Origin of the sequence: Jiangella anatolica, assembly GCF_003236295.1 — a bacterium.
Lineage (GTDB): Bacteria > Actinomycetota > Actinomycetes > Jiangellales > Jiangellaceae > Jiangella > Jiangella anatolica.
In genome coordinates this window covers 114,710-128,833 of the sequence record NZ_POTW01000003.1, presented here as the reverse complement: position 1 = coordinate 128,833, position 14,124 = coordinate 114,710, and the positions used below count along the sequence as shown (strand labels likewise).

The 14,124-nt window shown below is 70.5% G+C and carries 11 protein-coding genes; 4 read left to right on the top strand and 7 right to left on the bottom strand.

Annotation, left to right across the window (positions count from 1 at the left end; translation table 11 throughout):
• Positions 1-14: 14 nt before the first annotated feature.
• From C1I92_RS02130 to C1I92_RS02115, 4 genes are all read right to left on the bottom strand, one after another.
• Complete coding sequence (locus C1I92_RS02130; RefSeq protein WP_111253001.1) at positions 15-755, bottom strand: amino acid ABC transporter ATP-binding protein; 741 nt, start codon at positions 753-755, stop codon at positions 15-17.
• Positions 752-1,852 carry an amino acid ABC transporter permease gene (locus C1I92_RS02125; RefSeq protein ID WP_199520869.1) on the bottom strand — a complete coding sequence of 367 codons (1,101 nt, stop codon included), beginning with the start codon at positions 1,850-1,852 and terminating at the stop codon, positions 752-754. Before C1I92_RS02125 ends, C1I92_RS02130 begins: the two co-directional genes overlap by 4 nt.
• Positions 1,849-2,712: an ABC transporter substrate-binding protein gene (locus C1I92_RS02120; RefSeq protein WP_111253000.1), complete on the bottom strand. Its 864-nt coding sequence runs from the start codon at positions 2,710-2,712 to the stop codon at positions 1,849-1,851. The genes C1I92_RS02125 and C1I92_RS02120 overlap by 4 nt, the downstream gene beginning before the upstream one ends.
• A 131-nt stretch (positions 2,713-2,843) precedes the next feature.
• Positions 2,844-3,341, bottom strand: a complete 498-nt coding sequence (locus tag C1I92_RS02115) for a winged helix-turn-helix transcriptional regulator (RefSeq protein WP_111252999.1) — start codon at positions 3,339-3,341, stop codon at positions 2,844-2,846.
• 95 nt (positions 3,342-3,436) lie between these two features.
• Here C1I92_RS02115 and C1I92_RS02110 point away from each other — a divergent pair, with 95 nt between their 5' ends.
• From C1I92_RS02110 to C1I92_RS02100, 3 genes are all read left to right on the top strand, one after another.
• Positions 3,437-3,859: a nuclear transport factor 2 family protein gene (locus C1I92_RS02110; protein ID WP_111252998.1), complete on the top strand. Its 423-nt coding sequence runs from the start codon at positions 3,437-3,439 to the stop codon at positions 3,857-3,859.
• 68 nt (positions 3,860-3,927) lie between these two features.
• A complete protein-coding gene (locus C1I92_RS02105) occupies positions 3,928-4,179 on the top strand; it encodes a metallothionein (protein ID WP_111252997.1) in 252 nt (83 codons plus the stop codon).
• 11 nt (positions 4,180-4,190) lie between these two features.
• The gene (locus C1I92_RS02100) at positions 4,191-4,538 is read left to right on the top strand and encodes a hypothetical protein (protein WP_111252996.1); all 348 of its coding nucleotides are present in this window, start codon (positions 4,191-4,193) and stop codon (positions 4,536-4,538) included.
• On the opposite strand, the gene C1I92_RS33615 is transcribed toward C1I92_RS02100, so the two are convergent.
• Both C1I92_RS33615 and C1I92_RS02090 read right to left on the bottom strand, forming a co-directional pair.
• On the bottom strand, positions 4,535-5,035 hold the full coding sequence (locus C1I92_RS33615) for an RNA polymerase sigma factor (protein WP_158563914.1): 501 nt from the start codon (positions 5,033-5,035) through the stop codon (positions 4,535-4,537). The two genes, C1I92_RS02100 and C1I92_RS33615, sit on opposite strands and share 4 nt — an antisense overlap.
• A gap of 74 nt (positions 5,036-5,109) precedes the next feature.
• On the bottom strand, positions 5,110-9,858 hold the full coding sequence (locus C1I92_RS02090) for a DUF7927 domain-containing protein (protein WP_111252994.1): 4,749 nt from the start codon (positions 9,856-9,858) through the stop codon (positions 5,110-5,112).
• 403 nt (positions 9,859-10,261) lie between these two features.
• Here C1I92_RS02090 and C1I92_RS02085 point away from each other — a divergent pair, with 403 nt between their 5' ends.
• Positions 10,262-11,641 carry an MFS transporter gene (locus C1I92_RS02085; RefSeq protein ID WP_146604983.1) on the top strand — a complete coding sequence of 460 codons (1,380 nt, stop codon included), beginning with the start codon at positions 10,262-10,264 and terminating at the stop codon, positions 11,639-11,641.
• Here C1I92_RS02085 and C1I92_RS02080 read toward each other — a convergent pair.
• On the bottom strand, positions 11,625-14,111 hold the full coding sequence (locus C1I92_RS02080) for an AAA family ATPase (protein ID WP_158563912.1): 2,487 nt from the start codon (positions 14,109-14,111) through the stop codon (positions 11,625-11,627). The genes C1I92_RS02085 and C1I92_RS02080 overlap by 17 nt on opposite strands.
• Between the last annotated feature and the right edge of the window lie 13 nt (positions 14,112-14,124).

Genomic DNA, 14,124 nt, shown 5'->3' with positions numbered 1-14,124 from the left:
ACTGTCCACTCCCTCTAGGCGGCCGGCTCGGTGACCATGCGCAGGAACTCACGGGTGCGGGCCTGGACCGGGTCGTCGAACACCTGCTCCGGCGGGCCCTGCTCGAGGATGGCGCCCTGGTCGAGGAAGACGACGAGGTCGGACACCTCGCGGGCGAAGCCCATCTCGTGGGTCGCGAGCATCATCGTCATGCCGTCGCGGGCCAGCTCGCGCACGATGGTCAGCACCTCGGCGACCAGCTCCGGGTCCAGCGCCGACGTGATCTCGTCGAGCAGCACGACCTCGGGGTCCATGGCCAGCGACCGGACGATCGCCGCCCGCTGCTGCTGGCCGCCGGAGAGCTGGTCCGGGTAGTAGCCGGCGCGGTCGGTGAGCCCGACGCGGGCGAGCAGCTCGTCGGCGCGGGCCTCGGCCTCGGCCCTCGACAGGCCGCTGACCTTGCGCGGCGCGAGCGTGATGTTGTCGCGCACCGTCATGTGCGGGAACAGGTTGTACGACTGGAACACCATGCCGACGCGGCGGCGCAGCCCGTTGAGGTCCACGCCGGGGCCGGAGACGACGTCGCCGTCCAGCCTGATCTGCCCGCTGGTGATCGGCTCCAGCGCGTTGGCGCAGCGCAGCAACGTCGACTTGCCCGAGCCGGAGGCGCCGATGAGCGACACCACCTGGTGCCGCTCGATCGACAGGTCGATGCCGGCCAGCACCTCGTGGCTGCCGTAGTGCTTGTGGACGTCGCGGAACTCCAGGAACGTCACGCTGGCCTCCTCACGCTGCGCCGCGTCGCGCCGCGGGCCAGCAGCCAGTCGACCAGGCGCGCCTGCGGGATCGTGATCAGCACGAACAGCGCCGCCACCACGGCGACCGACGACAGGTTGAAGTTGGACGAGGCGAAGAACTTGGCCTGGTTGAACGCGTCGACCGCGCCGATGATGTTGACCAGCGCGGTGTCCTTCTGCAGCGCGATGAACGCGCTCAGCAGCGGCGGGATGACGGCCCGGACCGCCTGCGGCAGCACGACGTGGCGCAGCGTCCGGCCGTAGGACAGGGCGAGCGAGCGGGCCGCGCCGGTCTGCGACGGGTGCACCGCCTCGATGCCGGCACGGTAGATCTCCGCGACGTACGCGCTGTACGTCAGCGTCAGCGCGATGATCGCGTACCAGGCCGGCGGCAGCCCGCTGAACAGCGGGAAGCCCGCGAGCGGGAGGCCGAACCCGATCAGGTATAGCACGATGATCGACGGGATCGCCCGCATGACGTCGATGTAGGCCACCGCGAGCGCGCGCAGCGGCCGCGCGCCGTCGCCGGGGAGCATCCGCACCACGGCCAGAAGCAGGCCGACGACCAGCACGAACGCCATCGCGACGACGGCGATGAAGAGGTTGAGGCGGAACGCGCGGGTGATGTCGGCGGCGCTGTCGGCCATGTGGTCGACGCTGAAGAACGTGTTCAGGATGCTGTCGTCGTTGGCGGTCAGCAGCACGACGAGGCCGAGCACCACCAGCAGCGCCAGCGACGTGCTGAGCGCGCCGGCGCTGTGCGTCCGCGACCGCGCGGCCAGCGCCCGGGCCGCGAGCCGCTCGCCGCCGGCGTCGCTGCGCCGCGCGGCGTACGCGAGCCGCAGCCCGCGCGCCGCGTACCAGACGATCGCCGCGCCGAGCCCCACGCCGGCGACCCCGACGACCACGCCGGGCGTCGACGACCCGACACCGATGCCGACGACCACGGCCCAGGCCGTCAGCAGGGCCGCCACCGTCAGCGCGGCAGCCGCCAGGCCGGTGGCGCGCGGCGGCGGGCTGAGCCGCGCCCCGTCCGCCGTCACCGGCGCCGCCCGCTGCTCGGCGGCCGCCGTCACGGAGCCGCCCAGAACGGGATGCTCGCGGGGTCGACGCCGAACAGCGGCACCAGGTAGTCCTCCGACAGCCGGTCGAAGGTGCCGTCGGCCCGCATGTCGGCCACCGCCTGGTCGACGGCGTCGACGTTCGGGGAGTCCAGCGGCATGACCATGCCCCACGGCGTCCCGGTCTCGTACTGCGCGACGACCTCGATCTTGCCCTCGTACGGCTTGCCCTGGGTGAGCGCCGTCTCCGTGTCGGTGATGACGGCGTCGACCTGGTTCGCCGCGAGCGCGGCGAACATCTCCGGCCCGTCGCTGAACAGCCGCGGCTCCTGCGCCGGCTTCAGGACGTCGGCCAGCCACTGCGCGTTCGTGCTGGCCTGGATCGTCGCGATGCGGGCGTCGCGGATCGTCGACTCGTCGAACGTGGAGCCGGCCGCCAGCGTCACCGAGATGTTCGACGCGTAGTACGGCTCGGAGAACGCGAAGACCTGCTTGCGCTCCTCGGTGATGCCGGTGACCGTCGCGCCGATGTCGTAGTCGGTGAACGACCCGGAGATGTACTGGTCCCAGGAGAGGTTGCGCACCTCCATCCGCTCCAGCCCGGCGCGGTGGGCGATCTCGGCGACCATGCACATCTCGAACCCGTCGACCAGGTCGTCCGGGCTCGTCCCGTTCCACCAGCCCGGGTTCGGCAGCGCCGTCACCACCGTCAGCTGGCCGTCGACGACGGGGTCCAGCTCGATGCTGCCGGCCTCCCCCGACGGCTCGCACTCGCCGAACCCGGTGTCGCCGCCGGCGCTGTCGTCGTCCCCCGAACAGCCGGCCGCGCCCAGGACGAGCGCGGCCACGGCTGCGAGGGCGGTGCGTGCGTTCATCTGTGGCTCCTGTCGCCGCTGGCCTGCCCAGAGCCAGGGTCCCGGACGGCGGCGAGCGCTGCCTATGGAGCGATCACCCACAGTTCAGGCGCGCGAGTGTGCCACGGATCTACGGGAACGGAAGGCTCGACCTATCCCTGAGCCGCCAGGCGTTCGGCGATGACGGCGGTGCCCGGGGCGTGGCGCCCGCCGGGTCCCGGGCGGACCGTGACGGCGTCGTCGGTCAGCGGCCGGCCGCAGCGGTCGCACACCACGGTGGGCGCCGTGGCCTCGCCGCAGTCGTCGTGGACCAGGACCATCGGCGGGCCGTCCGGCGCCAGGTGGCGGTCGCCCCAGGCCATCAGCGCGACGACGACGCCGTAGAGATCGTGGCCGGCCTCGGTGAGCCGGTACTCGTGCCGCACCGGCGCGTCGCTGTACGCCTCGCGCGTCACCAGCCCCGCCGTCAGGAGCCGGTTCAGCCGGTCGGCCAGGACGTTGGTGGCCACGCCGAGGTCGCGCTGGAGCTCGTCGTACCGGGTCAGCCCGAGGAACAGATCGCGCAGGACGAGCAGCGCCCACGGGTCGCCGACGATGCCCGCGGCCCGCGCCACCGAACAGGAGATGCCGGCGAAACGATCACGATCCATGGCTCCAGCGTAGTCACTTGCGGTCGGCAAGGCAGCCGGAATAGGCTGCTGACGACGTCACTTGCAGACAGCAAGTCACGTCCGGGCCGGGAGGGATGGCCGTGTACCACGCGATCGTCAGGGCGAAGGTGCGGCGGCTCTGGACCCGCATCGCCGAGACCGGCGACTTCCGGCACGCGGTGGCGCAGGCGGCTCCCGACGTGCGCTTCCGGTTCGTCGGCGACTCCGCTCTCGGTGCGGAGCTCACCGGGCGCGACGAGTTCGCGCGATGGTTCGCCCGGGCCGCCGAGACGCTGCCCGGGCTGCGCCTGGAACCCGCCGAGATCATGGTCAAGGGCTGGCCGTGGAACACCACCGTGGTGGTCAGGCTCGCTGTCAGCGCGACCCTGGCCGACGGCAGCGCCTACACCAACGAGGGCGTGCAGTGGGTCCGCATCCGCTGGGGCCGCATGGTCGACGACTACGTCCTCGAGGACACCGCCCGGCTGCGCGACGCGCTCGCGCGCAACGCCGCGTGACAGATCCGGCGGGACGGGTACGACGCCACCGTGCGACAACAGTCGCCGACGGCCGTCAGGAGGATCACATGAACCGCTGTGACGTCTGCGGAAACGAGTACCGGAACGCCTTCACCCTGCGCACCGCCGATGGCCAGGAGCTCGTCTTCGACAGCTTCGAGTGCGCCATCCACCGTTGCGCGCCGGCCTGCGCCCACTGCGGCTGCAAGGTCATCGGACACGGCATCCAGGCCGGCGAGCAGGTGTACTGCTGCGCCCACTGCGCTCAGCAGAGCGGCGTCACGTCCGTCGCCGACAACGCCGACCACGCGCTGACCTGAGGCGTGGCCGCATGGCTCGACCTCGAACCGGCAGCCGGGCGCTGGCCATCTACCTCAACGACCATCTGGGCGGCGCGACCGGTGGCGTGGAGCTGACCCGCCGGCTCGCCGGTTCCCACCGTGATCCGGGCGCCGCGACGCAGCTGCGCCGCCTGGCTGACGACATCGCGGCCGACCGGCAGGCGCTGCTCGAGATCATGGCCGAGTTCGGTGTGCCCGTCCGGCGGTACAAGGCCGGCCAAGGCCTCGACGCCGTCCGGCCGATCCGCGACGAGATCGAGCGCCGGGTACTCGCGCTCCTGAGCAGTCTCGGCGTCGCGACCCGGCCGATCGCCGGGTCCGAGCCGCCCGGCAACTAGCCGCGACCTTGCTGCCGATAGGCCGTGCGGAGGGCTCGGCGTGCACGCGTCGCGAGGCTCGAGACAGCATTGGGCGTCATGGCCATCGCCGGGGCGAGCTCGGCGGGTGAGTATCCCTCGACCTCGATGAGCCACAGGACGGCGCGCCATCGGCGCGGTAGACCGGCGAAGGCGGCCGCGGTCGGGTCCTCCAGTTGCGCTGCCTGCGGATCGTTCGATGGCTCGATCGGCACGCCGATGCCGACGAGCTGTTCGTTGCGCGTCAACTGGCGGTGGGCGGCGTGCCTGGCAACGGTATAGAGGTAGCCGGCGGCCGACCTGTTCGGCCCTCTGCCGTTCCGGGCGGCGAGGCACATGGCGTAGAACGTCTCCTGAACCACGTCCTCGGCATCGTCGACGCTGTTCAGGATGCCCGCGGCCAGCTGCCTGAGCTGCGGCGCCCAGCGGCGATACAGGGCCGCGATCGCCTCGCCGTCCGGTGCATCGGCAGCTGGCACGACTCGCCTCGCCCCCCGGCTGTGCGGTGCCACGGTCCCCCGTTGACGGTGGCACCGCACAGCGGCCTGCTGGACTAGGAGACCGGGTCCAGCGGGCCTCCCGAGCCGCCGAGCGGCCGGCGACGGTGCGTGGCCACGAGGACCAGACCGCCGATCAGCAGGACCATCCCGCCGGTGACGAACCAGCCGGTGAGGCCGGCGCCGGTGTCCGGCAGGTCGGGAGCCGGCGGCGCATCGGGCGTGTGGTGGTCGGTCCTGCAGTCGGGGTTGCCGTCCGCAGCCGGGACGCACACCGCGCGGTCGTCGGGGCTGGTGACCACGTTGCGCATGGTGGCGTTGGGCTCGTCGCCGACGGTCACCGAGTAGGTGATCGTGACGACCTGACCGACCGCGAGGTCACCGGTCCAGGTGACCTGCTCGTCGGCCATGCTCACCGAACCCGACGTCGCCGTGGCGTCGTCGTTCCAGTCCGCGACCGGAGCGACCTGGGAGAGGTCGTCGACCACGATGGCGTCCTCGATGGGAGCGGCGCCGACGTGCTCGACGGTGACGGTGTACGTCACCACCTCGCCCTCCTCGACCTCCGACCCCGGTTCGGGGTCCGATGTCTTGGAGTAGACGTACTCGCCCTGGTAGTGGTCGGTCTTGCAGTCCGGGTTGCCGTCCGGCGCCGGCACGCACACGCCCCGCTCGTCGTCGGTGGTGACGATGTTGCGCAGCTCGTCGTCGCCCTCGCCGACAGCGTTGGCCGTCACCGAGTAGGTGAGCGTGACGACCTGGTCGATCGCGAGGTCGCCGTCCCACCGCAACGTCGTCCCCTCGAATGACACCTCGCCGGAGTCCGCCGTGGCGTCGTCGTTCCAGACCGCGTCGTCCAGGACCGCGGACAGGTCGTCCTCGATCCAGGCGCCCTCCACCGGTGCCTCACCGACGTGCGAGATGAGCACCGTGTAGGTGATCACGCCGTCCTCCTCGACCACCGACCCGGGGACCGGGTCCGACGTCTTGGAGTAGGTGTACGAGCCGTTGATGTGAACGGTCTTGCACGCCTCGTCCTGGTCCGGCGCCGGCACGCACTTCTCCGGGTCGTCCGGGGTGACCACGTTCTCCAGATACCGATCGCCCTCGGCGGTCACGGTCACCGAGTAGGTCACCGTAGCCACGTCTCCCTGGGACAGCACGCTCGACCACGTCAGCGTCGGCTCCTCGTAGGAGAACTCACCCAACGACGCCTCGACGTCGTCGTTCCAGGTGGCATCGTCGAGCACCTGGGTGAGGTCGTCGTCGAACCCGGCCTCGACGTCGGCGATGCCCTTATGAGTCACGGTGACCGTGTAGGTGATCACGTCACCGGGCTCCACCTCGGAGCCGGTGACCGGGTCGGAGGTCTTCATCACCTCGTAGTCGCCGTACCAGTGGATCGTCGTGCAGTCCGGGTTCTGGTCCGGCGCCGGCACGCAGATCCCTTCGAGGCAGTCGGGGTCGTCCTCCGCGCACTCCGACGTCACGACGTTCTTCAGCTCGTAGTCGCCCTCACCGGTGACCGTCACCGAGTAGGTGAGGTCCACGACCTCCCCGACGGCTAGTGGACCGTCCCAGCTCAGCGTCGGCTCCGAGTACGTCACCTCGCCGGACGTCGCCACGGCGTCGTCGTTGTAGGTGGCGTCGTCGAGCACCGCGGTCATGTTGTCGTCGGTGAACGCGTGCTCCACCGCGCCCTCACCAACCTGGGTGATCTGCACCTGGTAGGTGATCACGTCGCCGAGGCCCACGGTGGTGCCGGGCGCGGGGTCGGAGGTCTTGGAGACCGTGTAGTAGCCGAGCAGCAGCGGCGGCGGCTCGCACGGGTTCTCCTCACCCTCGGGCACCTCGTCCGGGCAGACCGGCGACCACACCGAGTTGTCGATGATGGTGTCGGCACCGTCCGCCTCGAGCGCCGGGACGTCCTTCGCCGTCACCGAGAACGTGATGGTCGCGACCTCTCCAACGGGGACGACGCCCTCCCACGAGAGCACCCCGTCGGCGTAGGTCGCGGTGCCGATGTCCGCGGTCACGTCGTTGTTGTAGACCGCGTCGTCGAGGACCTCGGCCAGCGTGTCGGTGAACACGGCCGCCGCCGGGACGGGTCCCTCCTGGGTGACGGTGATCGTGTAGGTGATCGTGTCACCCGGCTTCACCGTCGACCCCGGAGCCGGGTCCGACGTCTTCGCCACCGCGTAGTCCGACACGTACAGCGGCGCCGACGTGCGCATCACCAACTCGGTGTGCCCCGCCCGGGCCTGCGCCCGGTTGACATACACGTCCTGCGGCTGCGCGCCCTCGGTCTCGATGACCACCTGGAACCCGAACGCCTCACCGGGCGGCAGCTCACCGCCGATGACGCGGATCGCCGTCGGGTTCTCCGGCCGCGTCGTGGTCCACAGGTCCGAGGGAGCGTTCGGGGCGCCGTTCGCCTCGGCCGCCGGATCGTCGGACAGCGTCGCCGGGTCGGCGTCGGTGTAGTACACCGTGCCACCGTTGGGCAGCACCACGTCGGACAGCGTGTAGGTGCCGTGGAAGGCCGTGCCGCGCTGGTCACCGATGTAGGGCAGGATGTCGATCGTGTCGGTGAACGCCTGCGGCGCCGGGTCGCGCGACTCGATGGTCACCGTCCACGAGCCCGTCCCGACACCCTCGTCGTTGACGAACGGGATGTAGGTCGGGTCGGCCATCTTCATGATGAAGGTGTAGCCGTTGGTCGTGGTCGTCACCGTCGCGTCGACCGGCGTCGAGGTGAACCCGGCCAGACTGGACTCCGCCGTGTTCGTCAGCGGCGTGCCCGGCGGCACACTGGAGTCCACCACCGCCTGGTACGTCAGCGTGTGATCCACGTTGGTCGTCACGCCGTCCAGCGTCCAGGTCAGCACCTGCCGGCCCTGCGGGTCGGTCGTCACGACCGGTTCCGGATCGGCCGAACCGGGCTCGTACGTCATGCCCAGCGGCAGCACGTCACGGATGCCGTAGTCGTCGACGGTCGGCGGAATGTTGCCGGAGCCGGTCGCCGAGTAGGTCAGCGTGAACTCCACCGGCACCCCGTAGGTCGCGGTCGCGACCGACGCCTCCTTCTCGATGTACGGCGCCGCGGTGACGATCCGCACGATGTCGCGTCGCCCGTTGGTGTGGTCGTAGCGGGCATCGTCGGTCGGGGTGACGATGGTGCCGTCGCCACTGAGGTCGGGCCAGTTGTTGTTCAACATGAATGAGCCGAATGTCCAGACGTCCTGGCCGATCGGAGTGTTCTGCTGGACCGTCATCGGCACCCGGAACTGCAGGAGGGGCGAGTTGAGAGCGCCGTAGTCCTCGAACTGGTAGATGAACCGCACCGCCGTCACCGAGGTCGCCGGGTTCGGCGGGAGGCTGGCGCTCCACGTTCCGGTGCCGCAGTTGAAGTCGTTCGGATCGCCGACCGGGCCGGTGTAGTACTGCAGCTGGCCGAACGTCCCCGGAACCTGGTCCGCGCCACCATTCGGCCGCGACGCCCAGAACTCGATCGGCGTGTTCGGGTCGAAGTCGACGTAGGCCGTGTCCAGCACGGTGCAGAGGCCGCGAGGCTCGTTCGCGGCGGCGTCGTTGCCGCGGCCCAGCGCGGTGTAGGTCTGGATCGTCGTCCCCGGCGGGACGCGGTACGTGTCGTCGTGAACCTGCCCGCCGCTCTCAGTGAACGGCCGGACCCAGCCCGCGCTGAACCCGCCCGGCAGGTTGTATGGCTTGTTGGCGGTGTTGTTACCCGGCAGGTCCGCGGACTCCTGGTTACCCACGGGCGACTCATACGTGGGCGGGTCCGGAATCGACAGAGCCACCGACCCCGCCACGTCCGTGAGCACCCGCACCCAGACCGAACCCGTGGCCACGTAGCTCCAGTTCGGCGGCAGCAGGTTGTTCACCGAGTCCCGCGAAGCCGCGTCGGCCAGGTCGTAGTTGATGCCGTTGATCTCGAGGTCGAAGAAGCCCGGCTGGCCGGCGACCGGGGTCAGCGTGCAGGTGCCGCCGGGGGCGAGGAAGTTCCCGTGGAGCTCGTTGACGCCCGGCTGGCTGGAGTACGGGTGCCCCGGCACCGGGCCCATGTCGTGGGCCGTGCAACCGACCACGCCGCGCCAGTCCACGTGGCCCTGGTCTGTCGGGTGTGTTCCGACCGTCACCGGGTTGCCGTTCGAGTCCACGATCCGCAGCCGGTATTCCACATCGTCCGGCCCACGATCCGAGCCCCGGATCGTGCGGATCGACCAGGTGAGGTCGACGTCGACGTACTCACGCTCGCCGTCGACGAGGCTGTTCCACCGCTCGTACGCCGTGGTGGTGACCCATTCGATGTCCATCTGGAACGGGTTGCGGATCAGGATCGGCGGCAGCTCGAGGTTCTCACCGCCCGGGCTGGTGCCGTCCAGCACGATCTGGTCGTTGGTGTTGCCGTTGGCCACCACTGGCGTCTGCAACACCAGAGCGGTGCCCATGGCGACCTGGCCGAAGTTGCACGTCAGTTCCGTCTTGGCCTCGTTCAGGCTGGACACGGGGTCGACGCCCTCGGTCTTGCAGATGTCGGGGATCTGGTCGAAGAACGCCTTGTCCACCCTGAACGTGGCCGTGACGTTGTCCACCGGCTCGTTGCTCGGCGGGTTGTCGGCGTCGTTCACGTTGATGCGCCACTCGGCGACCACCGGCGTGCCGTTGGTCACGCTGGCCGGCGGATCCACCCACGCCGTGGTGATCTCGTAGACCGGCGTCGCCGCCTGCGCCACGCCCGCACCGCCCAGGAGCACGAAGAGGCTCGACAGCAGCGCCAGCACCAGACCCAGTGCGGTGCCGCGGCGTACCGAGTGGTCAGGTAGGGCCGATCGGCGCCATCGGCGAGGCGAATCGATATGACGGGATGCTTTCGAGTTCACGAGGCTCTCCTTCGTGCTATGCGGCCACCCTCGCCAAGCGCTGCGCGCTTGACTCCGCGACCATGGCTCCAGTCGCCCGCAGCCGATGCCCCGGCCGACGTGGATACGCCGCCGGAGCACCAGCGGCAAGAACGTAAGAGAATCGGACGAATCCGTGGTCAGTAATGCGTCAAGGTGCTCGCCGCTGCCCTATCCCATTGACCGATAAAGCGGTCGAAAAAGGACAAAGGCCGACGATGTGCTGGGTGAATTCACCCTCGGACTTAGTCCTCCTAGGAATGCGGCGACTGGAAGAATCGGCGCCGTGTCGTACCGCCGGTCGCTAACCGTCCGATCCCCGCTCGTCGCCTATGCCGCAGCCGATGGCGCGGCCACGATGATCTGGACCGTGGTCGGCGGTTACCTCGTCGTCTACTACACCGACGTGGCCGGCATCCCCGCCGCGGCGGTGGGAACGTTGTTCCTGCTGGTGCGATTGCTCGACGCCCTCGTGGATCCGGTGATCGGCGTCGTCATCGACCGCACCCGTACGCGGTGGGGGCGGTCCCGTCCGTACTTCCTGTGGGTGAGCGTGCCGTTCGCGAGCCTGGCCGTGCTCACCTTCTCGGTACCCGACTGGTCCGAGTCGGGCCGGCTGGCGTGGGCCTACGTCACCTATCTGTTGCTGAGTCTCGTGTACTCGGCCGCCACGATCCCGGTGATCTCGATTCTGGCCGGGATGACGACGGACGATCGCGAGCGGGTCCGCCTGTCGGCTGCCCGGACCGCGGGCAACCTCGTCACGTCGGTCGCCGCCGGGGCCGCCGCACTCCCCCTGGTGGCGTGGCTCGGCGGCGGCGACGACCGCCGCGGCTACACGCTGACCCTGTGCCTGCTCGGCTGTCTCTCCCTGGTCCTGTTCCTGTTCGCGTTCGCCACGTTGCGGGAACGCGCCTCCGTGGATCACCGGCTGCGGCTCGCGGGGGTCAGGCAGGTGCTCCGGGCCAATCGCCCAGTCAAGATCATGATCGCCGCCGGCGTACTCATCAACGCGGCGTCGATCACGCGGGTCGCCTCGACGGTGTACTTCTGCCGCGATTATCTGGGCCGCGAGGACCTCGTTCCGATCCTCGGGCTCCTGCCCGTCCTCATGGTCGCCGGACTCGTCGTGGCCGGACCGTTGGCGCGACGGTTCGGCAAGCGCAACACCCTCATCGCCGCACTGATGATCCAAGTGATCGGCTTCGCCCTGCCGATACCGTTCGGACAAGACATCGCCCCGGTGCTGGCCGGAACGGCGCTGGCGAGCGCCGCGCTCGGGTTGCTGATCTCCGTGGAGTACGCGGTGCTGGCCGACATCGTCGACTACAGCCAGTGGCGCTGCGGCGTGCGGGCCGAGGGTCTGATCGCCGCCTTGGCCGCGTTCTCCGCCAAGGCCGGTTCCGCGCTGGGCGGCGCGGCCCTCGGCTGGCTGCTGGCGGCGGGAGGCTATCGGCCGGACGCCGATCGGCAGTCAGCCGCCGCCGTCGCCGCCATCCGGTTCTGCTTCTACGGGCTCCCGGTCGTCGTCTGGGTGCTGGTCGCCGTGCTGCTGCTGTCCTACACGGTGGACCGGCAGCTCCCCCGCATCAGGGCCGACCTCGCCGCGCGCGAGGACGTCGCCGCCGATGCCGGGTCGCCGAGCCGCTTCAGGGCGCGTCCGTGAGGATCCCGGCGGCCTCGGCCACCTCCACCGCCTCGGTGCGGCATCGCACACCCAGCTTGCGATAGAGACTGGCGCGCTGAGCGCGCAGGGTGTTGACCGAGACATGCAGGTCCGCGGCGAGATCGGCCAAGGTGGCGTCCGACGTGGCGAGTCTGGTCAGGAGACGCGTCTCCCGCGCGGTGAGGTCGTAGCGCGGAGCCGCGTCCGGAAAGAGCCGGGGCACACCGCTCAACCAGGCCGTGGGCAGGACGCCGACGTCGCCGACGGCACGCAGGTCCCCGGGCGGAAGGAATGCCAGTGGCGTGCGAAGGTCGTTCAGGTCCATCACCGCGGCGGCTCGCTCGAGGCTCACGGACGCCACCTTCTGCTCACCGAGCCGGATCGTTGCCGCCGCGTGCAGGAGCAGGGCGATCGCCGTCGACCGCGGATCCCGGGCCCGGCTGCGCGCGGCCCGCGCCAGTTCGGCCGCCGGCTCGGCGGACCCGCTGGCCAGGGCCGAGAGAGCCTTCACCATCAGCGCGCCCGCGGACGCGGGCGATCGACCGGCCACCGCCCGCTCGGCCAGCACGAGCTCGCCGGCGCTGACGTGGAGCAGGCCTGCGACGACATCGTGAACGGCTCGCAGCTCAGCGGTCGCGGGCGGACGCTCCGTGTCCTCTCTCGCCGCCCGCAGCCGCACCAGCGCCGCGTGCGGCCTGCCCCTGGCCGCGTGAACGAACGCCTGAACCGGCAGGAACCACGCCCAGTACTCGTACGCCGAGAAGGTCTGCTCCACGGCCTGGACGTGGAGTTCGGCCGCGGTGAGATCGAACCGCTCCAGCGCGGCGATCGCCTCGGCCAGGTGATAGGGCGAACCGAGATAGTCGTCCTTCTCGTCGACCGGCCAGTCGAGCCGGCGCGCGCGTGCGATCCACTCCTGCGCGAGCGGCAGGTTCCCCAGCACCGCCGCTCCAGCCGCGAGGAGCGGAACCGTGAAGGCTTCGGCGTCCTCGTCGGCAGCAAGAAGATTCGCCTCGGTGTAGACCTCGATCGCCCGGCCGATCTCCCCGGCCTGCCAGAACTGATGCCCGGCCAGCATGAGCCGGGAGGCGAGCATCCCGTCCAACTCCTGTCGAGCAGCCGCCGAGAAGCCCCGGTACACCTGCAGGACGCGCCCCGCCGCTGCCACTGCCGCCTCGGTGCGCCCGATCATCCGGGAGGACACCATCTCGATCACGGAGAAGGCGAACCGCTCGACCTCGCCCAGGGTGGCCGCCTGCAGCAGGCGGCGTGCCGAGGCAGCGGCGAGTGTGTACAGCCGTCGCGCCCGGGCGCGCCCGGTGTCCGACGCGCCGTACTGCGTGGCCAGGAACAGCGCCAACGCCGGATACTCGTGCAACGTGCGCCACGGGATGGTCTCCAGCGCCGCCACCGTCCGGGCCGAGTCGTGCGCACTCACCGAGAAGAAGCCCGGCCAGATCGCCCTGGCGGCGAGGGTCAGGTCACCCCCACGGACCGCCGCGATCGTCGCGGAGTACGGACTGCCGTGGGTCATCGACCAGCGGGCGTAGCGCCGGCTCAGCTCGTTGGCCAGATCGGGGCCGTCATGCCGTAGCTGCGACCACAACGCGGAGCGGACCAGTGGAAGGAACGTGAACCGGGCGTCGGGGTCGCCCGCCCGGCCACCGGTCCACGATCCCAGACCGTCGGCCTCGGCCTGGGCGAGATACCGCACGGCGGCCGGGCGGGTCACCTGCGCGAGGTCGGCGGCGACGTCGGCGTCGAACTCCTCCGCCGGCGACGTCCGAAGGAGGAAGCGCCCGAAGGCCGAGCGGCCGTAGGAGCGGCGCAGCATGCGCTTCACGTGCTGGTCCAGCAGCTCTGCCAGCGCCGCGCCGCCGTCGGCCGGCGACGCCTCTGCGGCCAGAGTCCTGACGGCGAAGGGAACTCCCGCGGTCACGTCGCGGACGAGATCGGAGTCGATGTCGAGCGCGCCCGCGCCGGCCAGGGCGCTCGCCGTCTCCGCCGGAGTGAAACAGAGGTCACCCCCCTCGATCACCTGAGGCTGGAACTCGAGGCGGACCTCCGGCTCGGAGAAGGCCGCCGAGGTACGGGTCATCACGACGAGTCTGATCCGTTCGCCGTGCCGCAACAGGACCAGGAGGTCGTCGAGGACCCCGCCGTCCTCGATTCGGTCGATGTCGTCGACGACCACGACGGTCGGCCTCGACACCGCAGCGGCCAGCCGGATCACCCGGCCGCGCAGGTCGAGGGCGGCACGTCCTTCGGTTGTCTGCAGGAGGCCCTCGCCGGCCGCTCGGAACAGCTCTTCGAGGCGTCGCCAGAAGCCCAACCTGGTCCCGCAGTCGGCGTCGACCGTCATCCACACGCCTGGCCGCCGGTGGCTCCGTACCCACTGCGAGACCAGCGTCGTCTTGCCGAAACCGGCGGGCGCGCGCAGCACGGTGAGCGACTGGGGCCCGTCGAGCAACTGGAGCAACCGC

Coding starts and splice junctions, on each gene's coding strand:
- C1I92_RS02120 (WP_111253000.1), bottom strand. CDS start 2,712: ATGAACGCACGCACCGCCCTCGCAGCCGTGGCCGCGCTCGTCCTGGGC.
- C1I92_RS02115 (WP_111252999.1), bottom strand. CDS start 3,341: ATGGATCGTGATCGTTTCGCCGGCATCTCCTGTTCGGTGGCGCGGGCC.
- C1I92_RS02110 (WP_111252998.1), top strand. CDS start 3,437: ATGGCCGTGTACCACGCGATCGTCAGGGCGAAGGTGCGGCGGCTCTGG.
- C1I92_RS02105 (WP_111252997.1), top strand. CDS start 3,928: ATGAACCGCTGTGACGTCTGCGGAAACGAGTACCGGAACGCCTTCACC.
- C1I92_RS02100 (WP_111252996.1), top strand. CDS start 4,191: ATGGCTCGACCTCGAACCGGCAGCCGGGCGCTGGCCATCTACCTCAAC.